This is a genomic window from Paraburkholderia sp. BL6669N2 (assembly GCF_003387275.1).
Lineage (GTDB): Bacteria > Pseudomonadota > Gammaproteobacteria > Burkholderiales > Burkholderiaceae > Paraburkholderia.
This window is the reverse complement of the sequence record NZ_QUNA01000002.1, coordinates 3,852,249-3,872,180: the sequence shown is the minus strand read 5'-3', so window position 1 is coordinate 3,872,180 and position 19,932 is coordinate 3,852,249. Positions and strand designations below refer to the sequence as shown.

Sequence of the window (19,932 nt, the reverse complement as noted above, 5' to 3'; positions counted from 1 at the left end):
TATCTTGCCCGACTGGAACAACATGGCCCGCCGCATGATGCGCTCGCTCGTCTTTGACTTTTCCCTATCAGCCGGTCACTATATCTTTTCGCTGTAAAAATACTGCCCGCGACCAGCAACCATGAAAGAAGCAACGTCACGCCGCAAGACGTCCACCTCACCTAAAGCCGCAGCCCCCGCCCAAACCTCAGCCGATCACGCGTCACGCGAGAAACCCTATCATCACGGCGCGCTGCCCCATGCGCTGCTTGACGCGGCGGAGATCGTGCTACGGCGCGACGGCATTCGCGGCCTGACGTTGCGCGCCATTGCACGTGAAGCCGGCGTATCGCATACGGCGCCCCAGCATCATTTCGGCGACACCGCCGGCGTGTTGAGCGAACTCGCCGCCAGCGGACACCGGCGGCTCGCCGCGACGATGGCGGAGCAGGCAGACGGTATCGAAGCGGGTCAGGCGCGGCGCAAAGCCATCGCCCGCGGCTACGTGAGCTTTGCGCTCGCCAATCCAGATTTGCTGCACCTCATGTCGCGCAGCGAAATGCTCGACGCGGCGCGCCCGGCCCTCGTGCAGGCGCGGCTAGCGTCGGCGCGCGCCTTGGCCGGCGTAGTCAGCGCGCCCACCGAACGCGCCGAGGAAGATAGATTCTCGCCAGGCAGAATCACTGCGGCTCAGGCCATTGCCATGACCGCGGCGTGGGCGTACGTTCACGGGCTGGCTTTGCTTCTCATCGACGGACGCCTGAATGCGCTGGCCGCATCCGCCGACGGTATACGCAGCGCCCAAGACCTGGTGGAAGCCGCGATCGAGCACGTCCAGATCGTTCCCGCCGACCCCGCAGGCAAAGGCCGGAAATGAGCGGGAGCCCTCACGTCGCAATGCCGGAGCGCCCACCCTGACGTTAATGCCGCAATGGCGCGCACGCTCTCGCGTTTTGGTCACTCGTTCCTCTTGTCGCCCACATACATGCTCAAATCGCTCCGCAACCAGCTCGTTATCGCAATTGGCGCCGTGGTGAGCCTGTTCGCCATTCTGCAGGGCGTCAGTTCCTACCAGTTCTGCGTGGCCGGCATGAGCGCGGTGCTCGACCTGCGCATGGAACAGGTCGCATCGCGTTTGCGAATCGGCTTCGGCGAGGGCATTCCGAAGGTTCCGGCGCGCGGATCGCAAGACGCGCGCGATATTTTCATCGTCATCTGGAAAGATGGCGAGACGCAGCCGGTGCGAACCACCGAGCCATCGCTGCTCCTGCCGCGCGATGCGGCCGCGGGCTTCACGTCGCCGGTAGTGAATGGCGAAGGGTGGCGGATCTATACGGCTCGCGACGGCGCTCAGACCGTGCAGGTCGCGCAACGCCTCTCAGTACGTCATGAAATCGAGGAGACCGCCGCGACGAAGACGCTCTGGCCGATCGTCGTGTTCATTCCGCTCGTGTGGGCCGCTGTTATCTTCGTCGTCAATCATTCGTTGCGGGAACTGAACCGGCTTGGAAACGAAGTCCGCGTTATCGACGTAAACCATCTGCAGGCGCTGCCGCTCGCCCGCGTACCCACCGAATTGCTGCCCTTCATCCGCTCGATCAATCTGATGATAGAGCGGCTTGCCCGCTCTATCGAGAGTGAACGCAAATTCATTTCCGACGCCGCGCACGAGTTGCGCACGCCGCTCACGGCGTTGCAATTGCAGGCCGATAATCTGCAACGCGACATTGTGCCCAGCAATCAGGAACGGTTTCGCGCGCTCCAGGGCGGCATTACCCGAAGCAGCAATCTGATTTCGCAGTTGTTGCGGCTCGCGCGCGCGGACGCGCCGCCGGTCGGTCAATCGCTGACACGGGCCATGGTCAGCGTCGATGTCGCGGCCGCCGTCGTCAACGCTATTTCCGACGTGCTGCCGATTGCCATGCAGCGTGGCATCGATATCGGCGCGAACGAAATGGTCAGCGCCAATGTGCGCGCAATCGAACTCGACATCGGCACGGTGATCAAGAACCTCGTCAGCAATGCGGTTCGCTATACGCCCGACGGCGGCACGATCGATTTGTCGACTCGCGTGCATGACGGCATGGTCTCTGTCGAAGTGAAGGACACCGGCTTCGGTATCGACGAAACCCTGCTGCCCCGCGTGTTCGACCGGTTCTTTCGCGCCAATACGGATATTGAAGGCAGTGGGCTGGGGCTATCGATTGTGAAAGCGATTGTCACGCGGTACGGCGGGACGGTCACGCTGCGCAATCGCGATGACGGGCAGTCCGGCATCGTTGCGACGGTCAGTTTGCCGATCGAGCCGGATGGTGCCGGTTGATGCGTTTCATATCCGGTTTTAGTGACGCAAGTAAATCGACTTCAGGCCTACGTCATAGCCAGGATGCAACCATTCAGCGGGGGTTGTACTCGCATGCGTGCCGTTGCTGCCGAGAGCCGCAGCCGTATGCGCCGACATCTGCGGCGAATCGATACCGATCACTTCATAGGCCACCGTTTCGACCTGCATTTCATCGATCGGCGTAGTGGGCTGTGCGAACGCCGCAGTCGGCAAAGCGATCATGCCGGCGATCAGTGTGTTACGCAAAAACTTGTTCATTGTCCTTCTCCTTCGAAATTCCCGCTTCATTCTGGGTATGGAATACATCTCGCGTTATCGCGAAGTTGTTGGCCGGTTATTCGCGACTCCGTTCCCAATTGAACGGCGGTTCTTTACGAAGTACCCCGGCCAGCCACGAATACATATTGCGCGCCCAGAATTAGCGCTGAATGAGGAAGTTCGAATTACCCGCCTTGCCCTTCGGCCAGCCCTGTCCGCACTGCGTCGTGCTGCGCCGGGCGTGCGGCGCCGAGGGCTTGCACGCGCCTGCGCCGCTCCAGCCATTGCGCGCATTCCCCGACGATGCCGCGTCTGAACAGCAACACGCAGGCGACGAACATCACGCCGGTCAACACGCTGACCGACTCGCCCAACCCTTGAAACCAAGCAATTTGCGTCACGTCGGCCAGCCAGCCGCCAAACGCAGCCAACCTGGATTCCAGCACGACGACGATCACCGCCCCAACCACCGGACCCAGCCGCGTCCCAAGGCCACCGATCAACGTCATCAGAATGACCGTGCCAGATAGCGTCCAATGCACATCCGAGAGCGTCGCGAAACCCAGCACCAGCGTCTTCATCGCACCGGCAAGCCCCGCTATTGCCGCCGATAGTACGAACGCGAGAAGCTTGAAACGATCCACGTCGTAACCCAGCGAAATAGTCCGCGCTTCGTTCTCGCGCAGCGCCGTGAGGATTCTTCCAAACGGAGAATGAATGACGCGGCCAAGAAACAGAAAGACGACCGCCGTGATCGACAGAATCACGAAATACAGCGTTAGATCGTTATCGAGCGGAAGCACGCCGAACAGACGCCCGCGCGGCACGCGTTGCAAACCGTCTTCACCACCCGTGAACGGCGCCTGAACGCAGAAAAAGAACAGCATCTGCGCAAAGGCCAGCGTCACCATTGCAAAATAGATTCCTTTGCGGCGAATCGCGAAAAGCCCGAATATCAACCCGAGCGCCGCGCCCACACCGGTACCGAGAAGCAACGCCACTTCCGGAGGCCAGCCGTGGTCCCGCATGGCGCTGCCCGCGATAAAAGCGGCCCCGCCAAAAAACGCCGCGTGCCCGAATGACAGCAAGCCGACATAACCGAGCAGCAAATCCAGCGAGCACGCGAACAGGGCGAAACACATCAGCTTCATCAAAAACACCGGATAGGCGCCCAGCCACGGAGCGACGGCCAAACCGCCCAACACCACAACCCCTACAATCCAATTTCGCATGATGTGCCTCACTTCGAATTGCCAAACAGACCGCTTGGGCGCACGAGCAGCACGAGCGCCATGATCACGAATACAACCGTCGCGGACCCTTCCGGATAGAACATCTTGGTCAGCCCTTCAATCAGGCCAAGGCACAGACTGGTAATGACCGATCCCGCGATCGACCCCATGCCGCCGATCACAACAATCGCAAACACGGTGATGATCACGCTCTGGCCCATCAGCGGCGACACCTGCATGACGGGTGCTGCGAGCACGCCGGCCAGCGCGGCGAGTGCCACGCCGCCGCTGTATGTCAACGTAACCATGGCAGGCACGTTGACGCCGAATGCCGCGACTAGCTTGGGGTTCTCTGTCGCCGCGCGGAGCAGCGCACCGAGGTTCGTACGCTCGACCGTCCACCAGACTCCGGCGCACGCGAGCAACGACGCCACCACCACCCATCCTCGATACGCGGGCAGCACCATGAAACCCAAATGCATGCCTTGCATCAACCCTTCGGGCGCGGAATAAGACATGCCCGATGCGCCATAAAAGGACCGGCACAGTCCTTCTATGATCAGCGTCAGGCCCAACGTGAGCAGCAGTCCGTAAAGATGATCGAGCTTGTAGATCCGGCGCAGCATGGTCCGCTCGACGAGCGCCCCTAACGCGCCCGCCACGAACGGCGCGGCGATCAGCATTAGCCAATAGCCGAGACCCAGATAGTTCGTGCCTATCCATGCGAAAAGCGCCCCGAGCATGAAGAACGCGCCGTGCGTGAAGTTGATGACGTTCAGCAGCCCGAAAATGAGGGACAAGCCCAAACTCAAGACAGCATAGAAGCAGCCGTTCATGAGACCGAGGACCAGTTGGCTGGAGAACGCCGCAAGCGGAATACCGAAGAGTTCCACGATGATGTTCCTGTTCAAACGTTGAGCAGCTCCTGAAGCACGCCCGTCTTTTCGGGTAGAAGGGCTGCGTCGAATGTTTCGACGATCTGCCCGTGCTCCATCACGTAAAAGCGGTCGGCGAGAGGCGCCGCAAACCCGAAGTTCTGCTCGACCAGCAGCACCGTGAAGCCGCGCGACTTGAGAAGCGTGATGACGCGCGCCAGCGTCTGCACGATTACGGGCGCCAGTCCCTCCGATATTTCGTCGAGTAGCAACAGGTTGGCGCCTGTGCGCAGAATCCGCGCAATGGCCAGCATTTGCTGCTCGCCGCCCGACAGGCGCGTGCCCTGACTCGCTCTGCGTTCCGCGAGGTTTGGAAAAATCTCGTAGATCTCTTCGAGCGACATGCCAGTCGCGTTCGATACCGGCAACCGCGGCGGCAGCAGCAGGTTTTCTTCGCACGACAAGCCGGCGAAAATACCGCGCTCTTCCGGGCAGTAACCGACTCCCAATCGCGCGACGCCTTGCGGTGGCATCCCGATCGTTTCCCTGCCGTTCACGCAGATCGACCCGCGACGCGCGTCGGTCAAACCCATGACGGACTTGAGCGTCGTGCTGCGGCCGGAACCATTGCGTCCCAGCAACGTGACTACCTCGCCGCGTGCCGCGCGAATTTCGACGCCGTGCAGAATGTGCGATTCCCCGTACCACGAATGCAGTCCCTTGATATTCAGAACGTCGGCACGCGCTTGCTGGCTGTCCGCCGACGGCTGGCTCTCCAGGCGTTCAGTGTTCAAGCGATCCATTTTCGGTCCCCATGTAGGCTTCCCGCACTCGAGGGTCGGCGGCGACGACTTCGTAGGCGCCTTCCGCGAGAATCTCCCCACGCTGGAGCACAGTGATCGTGTCGGAGATGCTGGCAATGATTTTCATGTTGTGCTCCACCATCAAAATCGTTCGGCCCGCCGAGACCTTTTTGATGAGCGCCGTGACCCGATCCACGTCTTCGTGTCCCATGCCTTGCGTCGGTTCGTCGAGTAACATCAGCACCGGATCCATCGCGAGCGTCGTGGCAATTTCGAGCGCTCGCTTGTGGCCGTATGAAAGCTCGGCGGCTTTAACGTCGGCGAATGCGGCCAGGCCCACTTCATCGAGCAATTCAAGCGCGCGCTTCCTGAGTCGGCCCAGCACCGCGCTACCCATCCAGAAACGGAACGACACGCCGAGCGCGCGTTGCAAACCAACACACACGTTCTCAACCGGACTCAGATGCGGAAACACCGCGGAGATCTGGAACGATCGAATCACGCCGCATCGTGCGATCGAGGCCGGCGCCGCGCTCGTGATCTCCTTACCGTCGAAGAAAATCTGCCCGGACGTCGGCGTCAGAAACTTGGTCAACAGGTTGAAGCAAGTCGTCTTGCCCGCGCCATTCGGCCCGATCAGTGCGTGGATCGTGCCGCGCCGGACACGCAAATCGACGGCGTTGACAGCCGTAAAGCCGTTGAACGACTTGGTGAGGCTGCTGGTTTCAAGAATCAGGTCGGTGTGCGCCATACCCGCTCTCCTCGTCCATTGGACGCGTGCGTTGTAAAAAAAAGAGGGTTTCAGCCGACCACGGGGAGCGTCTCGATCGCATAGCTATGCGTCAATGAGCGCCGCAGGATCGGATCTTCCAGTTCGATGTCGAAGCGCTCGGCCGGCCTGATGCCGCCGAACGCGGCGAGCGTGCCGCAGAGCATCGCCGTGCCATCCACGAAGCGGCCGTCACGGCGGGCAAACTCGTCGAGCAGATCCTGTGGTGCGCGCATGGCTGTCACCTTGCCCTGCTGATAGAGCACACGCTCGCTGTCGATCGTCGCGTAGGAGCGCAGCACCAGATCGTCCCAATGACCGGCGACTTCGCTCAAGCGCCAGAGCTTGCGTGAACACGGCTTGCCGCACATCTGTTTCGATACCGTGATGCCGTAGGTCTCCACTTCGCGATCGGTGTGGTCGGACGCGATACCGACGAACGTTTCGCCCGCGTCTTTCAACAGGACGAACTCCGCCTCGCCGCTGCTCTGCGTGCCGGTCGCCTGGATCTTCGGTGTCGGTTCGAGGCGTTCGGCCGCGACGCGGTAAAAGACGGGCGTATAAGCCGGGCGCTTGACTCCCAACTCTTCCAGCTCGCGAATGTGGTTTTCCATGGCGACGGTATCGCGACCGGTCCAGCCGGCGATAACCAATGTGTCGATCGAGATGGTTCGCTCGAACGAACCGTGACTGTCTTCGACCTCAAACGAAATTGCTTTCATCACAGACTCCTTGTAGGCGTGTGCCCGTTCGATGCTTCGGCCACACGCAATTCGATTCAGTTGGCTTTCGCGGTGACGAGCGTGCAGCGGCTCGCGCTGAGCGGCGCGAACGCTTCCTGCGCCGGAATGACCTGTTTGATCGTGTAGTAGTCCCACGGCTTCCTGGACTGTTGCGGGCTCTTGACCTCGGCCAGATACATGTCGTGAACCATCAGGCCGTCGGCGCGAATCGTGCCGTTCTTCGCGAAGAAATCGTCGACCGGGGTCTTCTTCATTTGCGCAATGACGGTATCGGCCGCATCGGTTCCACTCGCCTGAACGGCTTTCAGGTAATGGAGCGTCGACGAATAGACGCCCGCCTGGACCAGCGTCGGCATGCGCCCGGTTCTCGCGAAGAAGCGTTGCGACCAGGCGCGGCTTGCGTCGTCGCGGTCCCAGTAGAAAGGCGTGGTCAGCATCATTCCCTGCGCCGCCTGCAGGCCAAGACTGTTGATGTCGCTGATAAACAACTGCAAGCCCGCGATCTTTTGCTTGCCTTGCCCGATCACACCGAATTCGCGCGCCGTCTTGATCGCGTTCACGGTGTCGCTGCCCGCATTGGCGAGGCCGATCACTTTTGCTTTCGATGCCTGAGCCTGCAACAGATAAGACGACAGATCCGACGAGTTGATCGGATGCTTTGCCTTGCCCACCACTTTGCCGCCAGATGCGGTCAGCGCGGCGGTCGCATCCTTTTCCAGCGACGCGCCGAGCGCATAGTCGACGGTCAGAAAGAACCATGTGTTGTCGCCGCTGCGCGCCATCGACTTCACGAGACTCGTGGTCAATGCATACGTGTCGTACGAGTATTGAATCGTGTACGGCGAGCAGTCTTCATTGCTGAGACGCGTGGTCCCGGCGCCGCTCGCAATGGCGATCCGATGCTTTTCCTTCGCCACGTTCGACACCGCCAGCGCGACAGATGACGGCAACAAATCCTCGACCATGTCCACGTGCTGGTTATCGAACCAGTCTCGCGCGACAGTGGCGGCCACATCGGTCTTGTTCTGATGATCGGCGCTGATCACTTTGATGGGGACGCCATTGACCTTTCCGCCGAAATCCTCCGCCGCCATCTGCGCAGCAACCACCGAACCCTTTCCGCCGATGTCGGAGAAGATGGAAGACATATCGGTGAGCACACCGATTTTCACTACCCCACCATTGGTCATGGCCGGTTCGGCAGCATGCGATAGAGCGGCGCATAGCATGGCCGCGGCTGGCACGGCAGTAAGCGCGAGACGTTTGAACATGGACTTCTCCTTGATATGGATAGCGAGCGTGGTGCCGGACGGCTGACCCGTGCGCGTTGTCAGCCGGTTTGACGCAGAATTGCCTCGACACCTGCGCCGACCGCAAGCAGGCGCCGGTCGCTCATATGCCGCCCCATCAACATCACGCCGACGGGCGCGCGGCCCACCTCGTGACAGGGAATCGACAAGGCGCACAGATCGAGCATGTTGGCGATCGACGGATTGCGCAGCAGCAGCCGGTTTGCGGACGTGTAGACACGCTCGTCGGCGAGATCCGCGATGCGCGGCGCGATAATGGGCACCGTCGGACACACCACGGCGTCGAACGGCTGCAATTCGACGTCAGCCTGCTTGCACAGCAGCGAGCGGCGCGTTTTGGTGCGGAGATATTCGGCTGTGCTTTGCTGGCTGCCGAAACGGATGCGGGACAGAACCCGCGGGTCATACTGATTCGCCTGGCTGCAGATCATGTTGACGCGCCACGCCCACGCCTCCGCTGCCACAAGACCGCCGTGCTGCGTCAACTCGGCGAGAGCGTTCCAACTGTCGAATTCCACTTCTCGCAGAATCGCGCCGGCTGCGGTCAGTCTGGAGAGCGTGTGCTCAAAGGCGCTGGCCACGTGTGTGTCCATGTCGTCGAGTACCAGCTTCGTCGGCACGGCGAGCCGCAAGCCACGCACCGAAGCAAGCGGCGTCGGCGCGTCCGCGTCACCTGCCATGACCGAATCGATCAATGCACAACACGCGACGCTCGGCGCCAGCGACCCGACCGAATCGTAACTGGAAGACAACGGCACCGCGCCATCCAGCGAGATACGCGAAGCGGTGGGTTTGAAACCGATCACGCCGCACAAGGCCGCGGGAATCCGGCACGAGCCGCCGGTGTCCGAGCCGATCGCGGCCGCCGCCATGCCGTGCGCCACTGACACCGCCGCTCCGGACGAAGACCCGCCTGGAATGCGCGCCACCTCGCGATCAAACGGATTCGCCGGCGTGCCGTAGTGCGGATTGATGCCCAGACCCGAGTACGCGAACTCCGTCATGTTGGTACGGCCCACGAATACGGCGCCGGCCGCACGCAACCGGCCAATCGCGACGGTATCGCGCACGGCTGCCTGCTCGGGCAGAATGCGCGACCCCGCCCGGGTGATCTCGCCTTGCACGTCGAACAAGTCCTTGACCGAGATCGGGATTCCCGCGAGTGGGCCTGCAATGCCGTGTCGACGCAGCGCATCGCTAGTCATCGCCTGCGTGGCCGCCGCGGGACTGATGCCATGCGGGAAGACCCTCCGGCCCTCATCCGCATCGGCCTCGATGTTCTCGACGCACGAGGCGAGCAGTGCCTGTGCATCGAGATGGCTATTGCCGAGCCGAATAAGCAGGGCGTCGATGGCGGGCAACATGATCAGGCCGGATCGAAGTAGTGAATCTCGAGCAGCACGCAGCCCTTTTCCGACTTGAACGGGCCGTGGTAGGCGCCGGGCGGACGCACCGCATAGGTGTAGCCCTTGAACGGTGTGCCACCCTGACCGGATTCATCGTTGCCGACCGTCAGATCGCCTTCCACCAGAAACACTTCTTCCCAGTAGTCGTGCACGAACGGTCTCTTCGTAAAGAGCCCGGCAGGCAAGCGCAGCAAACGCGTGCGGCTGCCTTTCTTGTTGTCCGTATCCAGCGAACCGGAAAGAATCAGTTCCTGCGCGCCGGACGCGGGATCGTAGCCTTCCGGCAATTTCCAGCCCCGCTGCATTTCCAGCGTGCGGAACTCGTCATGAAGTTTGTTGATTGCCATGCTGCTCTCCTGTGTGAGTTGGAATCGATGCAATGTGAAATCAGGCGGCCTGTAGCGTCGCGAGTTCGGCGCCGAGCGAATAGGTCGACAACAGATCGTCGACAAGGCCCGTCGCGCGCGGCCAGTCGTACGTGCGGAATGCGTGGCCCTTCGTCACGAACGACGCCCCCGCATAGAACAATTCGTATTGGTTGTGACGCGACGCGAACTCCGAGCCGACGGCATCCCACGCGAGCTTGAAAAACTTGACGCGTTCCTCGGGGCTGCAGACCGGTGATTTCTGGGTCTTTTCGATGATGCGCAGGAGGTCCGGATTCTCGAAGTCGCGAATGCTCGACGGCAACATGATCATTCCGCCGCCCGCGAGTTCGCGCAGCGTATTGAGCACCTTCGAATACAGTTGCTGCGTCACCACCTGCGAGCCGTAAACCATGTTGCGGTCCGGCACGAAATAGCCCTTCTCCACGTGGCCTTTCGCTTCCATCCCGTAGACCCACGCCTCCACCATCGACGCTTCAGAAGCGAGTTGGCCCAACGTTTCGCGGACTTGCGGGAAGCTGTTGGTCCCATTAATTTCCGTGATCTTCATCGCCAGACCGACGAGGAAGCGCAACTTGACCATCAGGCGTACCTGGCATTGGTAATTCTGATAGCTGTGCGCGGGTGTCGTGTGGAATTGCTTCGCGCACATCGCCACGTCGCCAGCCACGAAGATGCGCTCCCACGGCACCTTGACGTCGTCGAAGTACAGCACTGCGTCGTTTTCGTCGTATCGGCTCGACAGAGGGTTGTCGAAAACCGAGGGCGAGTTCTCTTCGTACGATTTGCGCGACATCACCTTCATACCCTTGGCGTTCATGGGTATGGCGAACGACAACGCATACATCTCGTCGCCTGGGCGCAGCGGCTGGATGCAACTGCAGAAAACCTCGTTTGCCATGATGCCGCTGGTGGCGAGCATCTTCGCGCCGCGCACGGTGATGCCTTCCGCGTCCTGATCCACGATGCCGACCGCCAGATACTTGTCTTCCTGCTCGTGCGCCGCCTTGGCCTGATTGGCCTGCGGATTGACGATCACATAGGTGAGAAAGAGGTCGTTGTCGCGTGCGTATTTGTAGTAATCCCGCAAGGCGCCGGCACGCGCCGGATCGTACTGCTCGAACACATCGATGCCCATATACATGCCCGAGATACACGATGCGACGTGATCGGGTGAACGGCCCATGAAGCCATAGTGGAGTTCCGTCCACGCTTCGAGCGCGGAGCGACGCTCGACCAGTTCGTCGTACGAAGTCGGCAGTTGCCAGATCTTGCTGATGCGACGCCCAGTATCCGGCGACGCGAAGGTCATCTTTTCAACGTTCTCCGGGCGAGCCTGGAAATCGTACAGATTCGCGTAGCTGCGAATGGAATTGCGAAACGCGGGATGTGCCGTCACATCGCCCACGGCCTGGCCGTTGATGTAGACCTGCCGACCGTCGCGCAGCGACGCGATATGTTGAGTGCCGTTCTTGATCATGATGTTCTCCAGAAATTGGGGCAGCTACGCGCTCAGGCGGAAGGCTGGTGCGCACCGTTGAGCGTGTGGTATCGGCCGCCGAAGAAGACGAGCGGCCGACCTTCCGACCGGGTTTGATATTTCCTGACGCGTCCGACGAAGATGACGTGGTCTCCCCCGTCGTACTGCGCATAGGGTTCGCATTCGAAAGTGGCCAGCGAGTCGGGCAGCAGAACCGCCTCAGCGCGTTTTTCCGAAACGCCCGGCATGCCTCGCCATTTGTCGCTGTTCGCCTTCGCGAATCGATTCGACAGATCCTGCTGGGCTTCCTCGAGCACGTTCACCGCGTAGGTTCCGACCGCGCTCAGGTCGGGCAAGCTCAGGTTTCGCCGGTCGACGGAAAACAGAATCAAGGGCGGATCGAGCGAAACGGAGTTGAACGACGCCACGGTGATACCGATGGGCGGCGCATTGTTTCTAGGCGCCGTGATCACGGCCACCCCAGTCGCGAACATCGACAATGCCGTTCGAAACTGGCGTTGCGTGTCCACCTTGTCGTCGGACGTCATGGTGCTTTCACTCATCTCGGCCTCCTTCCAGTGCACCGCCGACCGGGCGATGCTAGAATTCATCACACAAAGCGTTGTTTATTAGCTTTGTAGCTTAGCTTTTATTACATGCTGCTCAATAAAGCTAATCAAGTTATCGTAAACCCCGATTTGAAGATGGCATGGAAACGACGACCCTACTCGCTGGATGGATGTTGGCCAGGAGTCGCTCGACTCCGCGCTACACTCCGTTCGCTGCATCTACCGGCATTCACCCGATACGAATCGACCGAGCCTTATGGAATAGAAACAATGCAAACCAAGCAGTTATCCCGCCCGATTTACATGGACTACAGCGCAACGACACCGGTCGATCCGCGGGTCGTCGCAGCCATGCTTCCGTTCCTGAACGAGAGCTTCGGCAACCCTGCATCGCGCAGCCACAGTTACGGGTGGGAAGCGGACGACGCAGTGGAAACGGCTCGCACACAGGTTGCCGAGTTGCTCGGGGCCGACGCGCGAGAGATCGTCTGGACCTCCGGCGCGACCGAAGGTAACAATCTGGCGATCAAAGGCGCGGCCAACTTCTACAAGGGAAAGGGCCGGCACATTGTCACGGTGAAAACCGAGCACAAAGCGGTACTGGACACGTGCCGTGAGTTGGAGCGACAGGGTTTCGAAGTGACCTATCTGGACGTTCAGCAGGATGGTCTGCTGGATCTGGGTGCGCTAGAAAATGCAATACGACCCGACACGGTTCTCGTGTCCGTCATGATGGTCAACAATGAAACCGGCGTCGTGCAGCCTATTGCAGAGATCGGCGCCATGTGCCGCGCGAAAGGCATCGTGTTTCATTGCGATGCTGTGCAGGCCGCGGGGAAGATTGCCATCGATGTGAACGCGCTGAACGTGGACCTTCTAACCGTGACGGCTCATAAGGTGTACGGCCCGAAAGGCGTGGGTGCCCTGTATGTGCGCCGCAAGCCGCGCATTCGGATCGAAGCACAGATGCACGGCGGCGGACATGAACGGGGAATGCGCTCCGGAACGCTACCTGCCCATCAGATTGTCGGCATGGGTGAAGCATTTCGAATCGCAAAGGAAGAGATAGTGTCCGAGAGCCGCCGCGTCGAGGCTTTACGCAACCGGCTGCTGGCAGGTTTGACAGAGATGAAAGAGGTCTACGTCAACGGCGACATGACGCACCGTATTGCACACAACCTGAATGTCAGCTTCAATTTCGTGGAAGGCGAATCCTTGATCATGGGCATAAAGGGAGTCGCGGTCTCGTCGGGATCAGCCTGTACGTCGGCTTCGCTGGAGCCGTCGTATGTCTTGCGGGCGCTCGGCCGCAGCGACGAACTGGCGCACAGTTCGATCCGCTTCACGCTGGGACGGTTCACCACGGAGGAAGAAATCGACCAGGTGATTCTCCAGGTTCAGAACACCGTGACGAAGCTGCGCGCGCTGAGTCCGCTGTGGGACATGCATCTCGAAGGGATCGATCTGAACACGATTCAATGGGCCGCCCACTGAGTGGGCTGCGCGAAAGGTCACGGCGCCGATTCGCTCTTTCGTGGCAGGTAGCGGTGAGCGAATCGTCAGCGTTTTTCCTGTCGCGCGATCAGGTGAGAAAGATCGAGCGTGGCGCGATCGCCATTGGCGACCAGCCGATCCACCACCGAACACAGCACCTTGAACTCGGTTTTGGTCACACCTTCGAACAGCACGTCATTGATATGCTGCTGCTTCGTGGCAAGCTCTTTCAGCAACCTGGAACCCGCTGCGGTGACAGTCAGCCGCATCTTCCGTTTGTCTTCGGGATGAGACCGTTTGTCGATCAAGCCCAGTTTCTTGAGTTTGCCGGTTTCGATGGTAATGAACGCTCCGCTCAAATGCAGGTGGTCGGCCAACTGGTTGACCGTGACGACATCGTCGTGTGAGAGCTGGGCAATGGCGATCAGCAACGAATACTGAATTCCCGTGAGGCCGATCAGCGTGCCGAACCCATCCCGAACCGACAGTAAGCGCGCCGCAAACGGCAGCAATCCGTTGACCAGATGCCGAAACTCCGCGTCCGAGCCGTCGACCAGACAGGCCGGGTTCGTTACTGTCAGAACAACCTCCTCTTGATTCTTTGCCATAACATCTTCACTCCTGGGTGCCACGCGCTTTTACCTTTGAAAGGTAATTATACTTCAAAGGTTAGAACGCCCCGCCGCAGCCGCCCCTCTCGCTTCCGTTCTGAGGCTCATACATGAACACCGCCATTCCAACTTCGTCCGTTCGGTCACTTCTTGAATGCTACCTTCGTGCGAAGGACCTGAATCGCCCGGAGTTGATATCCGAATGCTTCTCGCCCGACGCTGAATTGACCTTTTCAATTGCAACGGACAACATCGATTTTCCCCGTCGCGTAATCGGCGCGCCCGCGATCGCCAAAACGCTGGTGGCCGACTTCGGCGAACGCTTCGACAGGTGCCGAACCTACTACGTGTGCACAAAGCCACAGGTGGATGAAGGTCGAGCCTGTTCGATGCCGTGGCTAGTTGTCATGCGGCAAGAGGAGACCGGGTCGCTTCGGATCGGGAAAGGGATGTACCGTTGGCGCTTCGGTAGCGAAATGGGCGGCAAGGATCTGATCGTCCAACTGCATATTCACATTGAACGAATGGATGCCGTGCCCGACCCGCATGCGGAGAAGTTGAGCGCACTGCAAGGCGCCTTGCTTTATCCGTGGCTTCCGCCTATTGAGCTACAAGACAGGCTGGCGGACTTTATCGCCATGTATTCGGACGCTGCATTTGCCCTGCCGTTCGGGCAACCCGCGGCCTTCGATTAAGTATGTCCGTCTGTCCGGCGACAGGTTGTACCCGGACTAGAAATGCACGAGGCCGCTTTGGGAAAGGCCGTACGGATTCGCGGCCGCGTATTCGAGAGCGCGGCTTGCAGTGTCGATCCCGACAGTGAGTAAGGTTTCCCAACGCTGCATATCAGCCGGCGTCATGTCCGGGTGAAAGCCAGTCGGCGACGCGTCGCCGTCGACGCCGCACATGACGTCCGCACGAACGGCCAGATTATCGCTGATCATCTGCGGCACAACCCGCTGAAGATGCTCGAAGCGCAAGCGAGTTGTCGAATTCTCGTCCACACTGAACGCGCGGTCGAGGAAATGGTTAGTGTGCAATAACCAGCCGTCTTCGCGCGGCACGACCACACCTGTACCCGCTGGACTCAGTTGTCTGCAAGTTGCTGCTCGCTGGAAAGACTATTCCGAACGCCGCGAGCCACCTGGACGTCACCCTCCACCGCGGAGTCGTATGTAAAACGAGCGTTCGCAAAGCTGGGCATTCGCACGAAGCGCGATCTGTTTGACTGGGCGCTAGCCGAAGATTGATGCTATAGCCACTTGGGTACATCGACACGTGAGTAGCTGTGGAGCTTGTCAATTAAAGCACTCGCGTCCGCATCCACGGATATTGAATGCCGATGCGCCACGGGCAGAAATTTCGTGTCGACCATATGGTCATCGGACTCAAGTTGGTCTCGGGAAACTCAGAGGGAGAGATGGTCGACGGTCAGGTGAGCGCACTTGCGTGCGCGCACATTGGCCGCCGGGTAATGCACTTCATTGGTGATTGCCGCGTTCACCTCGACACACGGTCACCCGATCCATTACTTCGGCAACAGCCCCTTCGCCTGATCGAGCACCTTGTCGAAAGCCTTACTGAACCCGCCTGCCTGACCGTCGCTCTTGTTTTGCGCCGGAGCCTGCGAAGCGGCGACGCAGGCCGCACGCATTTCCGGATGCTCTGTCCAGCATGTGGTAGCCAACTGCTTGGCGTGGTTGATATCTCCGTGTTCGCGATACCACGAGACCACGCTCGGCCAGGTTACCGACGTCCTGCCGAAGTACTCGAACTGTTGCAGCAAAAACGCTTCGCCTTGCTTCGGGTCTTTCTGCCCTATGCGATTGGCAAGATTAGTCTGTACCGCCCATGAGCGGTCGCGCGAATTGAGATTGCGCCGCAGCACCAGCGTCTGCGTATCAGACGGCGCAGACCGTGATAACGTCATCAGATTCGACAGGAGAAACACGGGGTAGGCATGGTCCGCTGTGGGACCGGATGCGACCGTTGTCGCTACCTGCAGCGCCTGCGAGTAGTTACCTGCAGCCTGCAGATCCTGCATCTCGGAGATGGCTTTATAGTGAGCCAGAATGAGCGCGGTCGAGCCGCGCTTTCGAGCGGCGTTCCACGGCTCGATGCGCGGCTCGGGCCGCTTGTCTCCGAGCATCGGGCGCACGAGTTCGGTCAGGTTATCTTCGCGAGCGGCCGGATCGCCGTGATCGTCGTGCAGCGTTTCGAGTTGGGCCGAGATCTGGTCGTCGATCACCGCGCGCGCGTCGAAGAGATTCTCCGCAACGCTCGCCTGCGCCCCCGCACGCGCGGAAGTGTACTGTGAGACCGCGTCACGCAACTCGCCGATGCTGCTGAGCTGGTTCACCGTTTGTGCTGCGCCACCGCCGACAACCGGCGCGACCGGCTGGGCGTGTGCCTGCGCCGCAGCCTGTTGACCCGCCTTCTCCCGCCCTGCCTGCAGCTGCTTTTCATGCAGCTTCTGACGTCGTATTTTGGCATCCTGATCGTATGCTATGACGCGCTCGAAGAAAGCCTTGAAACCGTCGACATACGAATAGCCGCAACGCAAGCTGATCGTCGCGCCGAACCGATCCGCCTGCTCCTCCACGCTGCGTTGCCAGGCGGGAAACAGCACCCGCGTGCCGAGCGTCTGCACTACCGCGATATTGTCCACGCCGCTCCATGAACTGGACGTCGGTGATTTGTTCGTCACCGTCCAGGCGAGCGACACAATGGCAAGCGACGTATCGCCGGCCGTGCGCGCGTCGAAGATCGCGTGATGATTGAGGTAGATATGGCCGAACTCATGAGAGAGGATCGCAAATATCTCATCTTCCGATTCGGCCGATTGCAGCCAGCCCACGGACACAAAAATGTTCCCGCCCGGACTCGAGTTTGCGTTGAGTCCATTCTCCGAGATGATATGCACTGAGCCCGGATAGTTTGGCGTACCCGCGGTTTTCTTGATCGTTGCGAGCAGGCCGTTCAGGTACGCTTCCATTTCGGGCATCGGCACGAGGCCCCAGCCGTCGGCGCGCGCGTTCATCAGATCTAGCCTGATGTCGGGCCAATTGCGAGCGGGTGGCGGCGGAAGAGATCCGACGGTGTCGAGCGTCGGTCCTTTCGCGGAACCGCCGCCAATGCCCAGGTTCGACAAGCCGCCCGGCATTTTGACGTCCGCGCACGCTCCAAGCAGAAGGCTTGCGCATGCACCACAAAAGTATCGGCGTCCGGTGCGCATGATCAGTTACCACACCGGTTGGCGGCAGCGCCCAGCGTGCCGGCGGCCTGGACGCCAGCAGATTGGCTGCAGCGGGCCTGCACGTTGCGAACGATCTTCACAGCCATGCCGTCTGCCCAATATGTCGTCTGGCCGATTTTCACGGGATAGAAGCCCTTTTGGGACGCACCCGCTATGGGAAGCGGTAGTGATTTGGCGTCTGCGTCCACCGAACTGCTCTTGGTGTCTGGCGCACTGTAAAGCTTCACTGCTGCGCCAGGTTTCAGCGCATCGACAGAAGCCTGTGTTTGAGCAAAAACGTAGCCGCCTGCCGTCGCAGCGAACGCTAAGGCCGCCGTTGCAGCCAGCAAGGCGTGCTTGACCCGCTGCCGGGCATCTCGAACCTTTTGCATGATCACTTCTCCTTGCTGTCGGTGATCCAGTTGAACAGATGTTCGCTCCACTCGAGCGATTCGACTGCAATAGCGCAGGCGAGGATATGCGCCACGACGAGAAATGGAATATGCATCCAGGCGCCGAACAGGATCATCGCCACGCCGAATGACACGAGCACAGCTAGGCTGATCACAAGCAATGCGATATTGAAACCGGCCGTGATCGACTTCGCGATCCACCAGTGCGGATGGAATCGCTTTCTCCAATGCGTGCGCTCGTGATGAAACTCCGCAAATACCTTCCTGACTTTCTTCTTGATGCTCACAATGATGAAGAACCCGATGAAACCGGCGCCGCCAAGCGTGAGAATCTTGCGCCACCGGTTGAGGGGCATGTTGAGTTTGAGTTCCCAGGCCTCGACCTTTTCCAGATCGTTGGGATCGGTCAAGAGATTGTCGAGCGCGGCGGCATGCAGAAACACGCCAGGAATACGGTCCTGAAGAGGGGAGAGCACGAGGTCATTGGAATAGGCGAACGACGTGCCAATCATCACGAAGCGGCCCCGGAACGCGTCGTTGAGTTCAGCGTCGCTGAGTTCCAGATCGTTCGGTATCGCAACGTTCGGTCCGTCACCCATATGCTTTGGTAACTGGCTCGCGTGAATAGTCCGATAGTGTACGCAGAGCGGCCGGCTCAATGGACGTAAGAACGCACGTGCCTCCGCACGCCACAAGAGTTTGATCTGACTCTCGTTCGAAGTGCAGTACATGTCCTCGTCGCCGTCCCTGGAATCCACTCGCGGCCAGATCCCGTGACGCTCTTCCCGCTCTCCGTCCATGGACTCGTGCCAATGCAAGCCGTATGCCGCCGTGTCGAGCGGCCATGTGACCGACATGAATGCAGCCTCGGTGCACGGCACATCAAGTGTTCCGTGGTACAACTCCTTGAAAATCGAGAAGGCGGCGCTCCGTGGACAGTCGTCTTCCGAAGTGCCGGGTTGCTCCGGCATACTATGCGCGGTTTGCTCGAGGCTCGGTTCTTTTTTGCCGGCCGATTCGTCTTTGGGATAAACGAGTGGATAAGTCCATGCCAGCCGGTCGACCGAATGGGCAGAGAACTCAATGCCAACACGTTTCAGTTTCTTCAAGTCGTCATCGCTGTCGAGATCCGGGTTGGTGACGAGCGTGTTTTCAATCGTCCGCCGAGCAGCCAGAAACACCGGTACATTATTCCGCGATGTCAGGCGCATGAGCGCGTTTCTGAAGTGGTCGAAGTCAGACTCATCCAATGTCTCGATCGGACCAGGATCAACGGTTTCATCGCGACATTCGGGTTCCTCTGGATCCTTGAGTTCCTTGGCTTTTTTGCGTTTCGCGGCATCCTGCCCCTTGGACTGGGAAAGAATCACGTCGATGAACACACCCTTCGGCGGAAACCTGTTGAGATATTGCAGAAGCCAGCTGTAAAAAGAGTAATGAGCCGGCCAGCCTTCTTTGCAAGCACGGAGAACCTCGGCATCGATTACGAGCACGGTGATGCTCTTGCTGTACCAATCGACCCGGTTGTTATCGACCACCTTCGCTCGTGCGCGGTCAAACAGATAGCCTGAGAACGGCGCCGCATAGCGCGCCATCGTCTGCGCACCCATTTCCTCGCCAAACCGTGTGGGCAGCAGAAAAGCAAGCACAATACCCAGCACTACCGATAGAGCAGCCCGGCCGAACAAATGCCAAAAGCCGCCGCCTTCGTGCTTCGCATCTTTATGCCCCTGTTCTTCTTTCTGCTTCGCCATTGTCCGGCCTGAAATGTCAGAGGAACGAAACAACAGAAAGGAGTCTAGAAAATCCTCTATCTTTACGTTAGCTTAATTTTCGTCGGGTAAACGCGAGGCGAAGCGTCCGGGGCGTGAACACCTTACGTATGAATAAAGTCGTTCGCGGACCGCAACCTGGATTTTTTCGTCTAGATGACTAAGATTCTGCCACTGCTTTTGTTCCGCGCTGGCAGGGTCAGCGCCGGCACATCGGCCGATAGTTAGTCATTCGCCGCCATTAGTCTCCTGC

At 59.8% G+C, this 19,932-nt stretch carries 20 protein-coding genes; 4 read left to right on the top strand and 16 right to left on the bottom strand.

Features of this window, described 5'->3' with window-relative positions:
* Window positions 1-121: 121 nt before the first annotated feature.
* On the top strand, window positions 122-856 hold the full coding sequence (locus tag B0G80_RS39940; protein ID WP_116123078.1) for a TetR/AcrR family transcriptional regulator: 735 nt from the start codon (window positions 122-124) through the stop codon (window positions 854-856).
* A gap of 108 nt (window positions 857-964) precedes the next feature.
* Window positions 965-2,302, top strand: coding sequence for a HAMP domain-containing sensor histidine kinase (locus B0G80_RS39935; protein WP_116123916.1), 1,338 nt, complete (start codon window positions 965-967; stop codon window positions 2,300-2,302).
* An 18-nt stretch (window positions 2,303-2,320) separates the two neighbouring features.
* On the opposite strand, the gene B0G80_RS39930 is transcribed toward B0G80_RS39935, so the two are convergent.
* From B0G80_RS39930 to B0G80_RS39880, 11 genes are all read right to left on the bottom strand, one after another.
* Complete coding sequence (locus B0G80_RS39930; protein WP_116123077.1) at window positions 2,321-2,581, bottom strand: hypothetical protein; 261 nt, start codon at window positions 2,579-2,581, stop codon at window positions 2,321-2,323.
* A gap of 185 nt (window positions 2,582-2,766) precedes the next feature.
* The gene (locus tag B0G80_RS39925) at window positions 2,767-3,813 is read right to left on the bottom strand and encodes a branched-chain amino acid ABC transporter permease (RefSeq protein WP_116123076.1); all 1,047 of its coding nucleotides are present in this window, start codon (window positions 3,811-3,813) and stop codon (window positions 2,767-2,769) included.
* 8 nt (window positions 3,814-3,821) lie between these two features.
* Window positions 3,822-4,706: a branched-chain amino acid ABC transporter permease gene (locus tag B0G80_RS39920; protein WP_116123915.1), complete on the bottom strand. Its 885-nt coding sequence runs from the start codon at window positions 4,704-4,706 to the stop codon at window positions 3,822-3,824.
* 14 nt (window positions 4,707-4,720) lie between these two features.
* Complete coding sequence (locus B0G80_RS39915; protein WP_116123075.1) at window positions 4,721-5,491, bottom strand: ABC transporter ATP-binding protein; 771 nt, start codon at window positions 5,489-5,491, stop codon at window positions 4,721-4,723.
* On the bottom strand, window positions 5,472-6,242 hold the full coding sequence (locus B0G80_RS39910) for an ABC transporter ATP-binding protein (protein WP_116123074.1): 771 nt from the start codon (window positions 6,240-6,242) through the stop codon (window positions 5,472-5,474). Before B0G80_RS39910 ends, B0G80_RS39915 begins: the two co-directional genes overlap by 20 nt.
* Before the next feature lie 50 nt (window positions 6,243-6,292).
* On the bottom strand, window positions 6,293-6,982 hold the full coding sequence (locus tag B0G80_RS39905; RefSeq protein ID WP_116123073.1) for a DUF2848 domain-containing protein: 690 nt from the start codon (window positions 6,980-6,982) through the stop codon (window positions 6,293-6,295).
* A 56-nt stretch (window positions 6,983-7,038) separates the two neighbouring features.
* Window positions 7,039-8,274, bottom strand: coding sequence for an ABC transporter substrate-binding protein (locus B0G80_RS39900; RefSeq protein WP_116123072.1), 1,236 nt, complete (start codon window positions 8,272-8,274; stop codon window positions 7,039-7,041).
* 59 nt (window positions 8,275-8,333) lie between these two features.
* Window positions 8,334-9,677, bottom strand: a complete 1,344-nt coding sequence (locus tag B0G80_RS39895; protein WP_116123071.1) for an amidase — start codon at window positions 9,675-9,677, stop codon at window positions 8,334-8,336.
* Window positions 9,678-9,679: 2 nt separating this feature from the next.
* On the bottom strand, window positions 9,680-10,066 hold the full coding sequence (locus tag B0G80_RS39890; protein WP_116123070.1) for a cupin domain-containing protein: 387 nt from the start codon (window positions 10,064-10,066) through the stop codon (window positions 9,680-9,682).
* 40 nt (window positions 10,067-10,106) lie between these two features.
* Window positions 10,107-11,585: a 4-hydroxyphenylacetate 3-hydroxylase family protein gene (locus B0G80_RS39885; RefSeq protein ID WP_116123069.1), complete on the bottom strand. Its 1,479-nt coding sequence runs from the start codon at window positions 11,583-11,585 to the stop codon at window positions 10,107-10,109.
* Between the two features lie 32 nt (window positions 11,586-11,617).
* The gene (locus tag B0G80_RS39880) at window positions 11,618-12,148 is read right to left on the bottom strand and encodes a flavin reductase family protein (RefSeq protein WP_116123068.1); all 531 of its coding nucleotides are present in this window, start codon (window positions 12,146-12,148) and stop codon (window positions 11,618-11,620) included.
* 276 nt (window positions 12,149-12,424) lie between these two features.
* On the opposite strand from B0G80_RS39880, the gene B0G80_RS39875 reads away from it, so the two are divergent.
* Window positions 12,425-13,648, top strand: coding sequence for an IscS subfamily cysteine desulfurase (locus B0G80_RS39875; RefSeq protein WP_116123067.1), 1,224 nt, complete (start codon window positions 12,425-12,427; stop codon window positions 13,646-13,648).
* A 65-nt stretch (window positions 13,649-13,713) separates the two neighbouring features.
* Here B0G80_RS39875 and B0G80_RS39870 read toward each other — a convergent pair whose 3' ends face one another.
* Window positions 13,714-14,256 carry a MarR family winged helix-turn-helix transcriptional regulator gene (locus B0G80_RS39870; RefSeq protein ID WP_116123066.1) on the bottom strand — a complete coding sequence of 181 codons (543 nt, stop codon included), beginning with the start codon at window positions 14,254-14,256 and terminating at the stop codon, window positions 13,714-13,716.
* A gap of 113 nt (window positions 14,257-14,369) precedes the next feature.
* Here B0G80_RS39870 and B0G80_RS39865 point away from each other — a divergent pair, with 113 nt between their 5' ends.
* Window positions 14,370-14,954 carry a hypothetical protein gene (locus tag B0G80_RS39865; RefSeq protein WP_116123065.1) on the top strand — a complete coding sequence of 195 codons (585 nt, stop codon included), beginning with the start codon at window positions 14,370-14,372 and terminating at the stop codon, window positions 14,952-14,954.
* 36 nt (window positions 14,955-14,990) lie between these two features.
* Here the strand turns inward: B0G80_RS39865 and B0G80_RS39860 are convergent, their stop codons facing one another.
* The 4 genes from B0G80_RS39860 to B0G80_RS39835 all read right to left on the bottom strand — a co-directional run bounded on the left by B0G80_RS39860 (window position 14,991) and on the right by B0G80_RS39835 (window position 19,661).
* Window positions 14,991-15,323 (bottom strand): hypothetical protein, encoded by a 333-nt coding sequence (locus B0G80_RS39860; protein ID WP_147309980.1) that lies wholly within the window; start codon window positions 15,321-15,323, stop codon window positions 14,991-14,993.
* A 464-nt stretch (window positions 15,324-15,787) separates the two neighbouring features.
* On the bottom strand, window positions 15,788-17,422 hold the full coding sequence (locus B0G80_RS39845; protein WP_258879174.1) for a M48 family metallopeptidase: 1,635 nt from the start codon (window positions 17,420-17,422) through the stop codon (window positions 15,788-15,790).
* A gap of 74 nt (window positions 17,423-17,496) precedes the next feature.
* Window positions 17,497-17,886 carry a hypothetical protein gene (locus B0G80_RS39840; protein ID WP_116123062.1) on the bottom strand — a complete coding sequence of 130 codons (390 nt, stop codon included), beginning with the start codon at window positions 17,884-17,886 and terminating at the stop codon, window positions 17,497-17,499.
* Between the two features lie 2 nt (window positions 17,887-17,888).
* Window positions 17,889-19,661, bottom strand: coding sequence for a CHASE2 domain-containing protein (locus tag B0G80_RS39835; RefSeq protein ID WP_116123061.1), 1,773 nt, complete (start codon window positions 19,659-19,661; stop codon window positions 17,889-17,891).
* Between the last annotated feature and the right edge of the window lie 271 nt (window positions 19,662-19,932).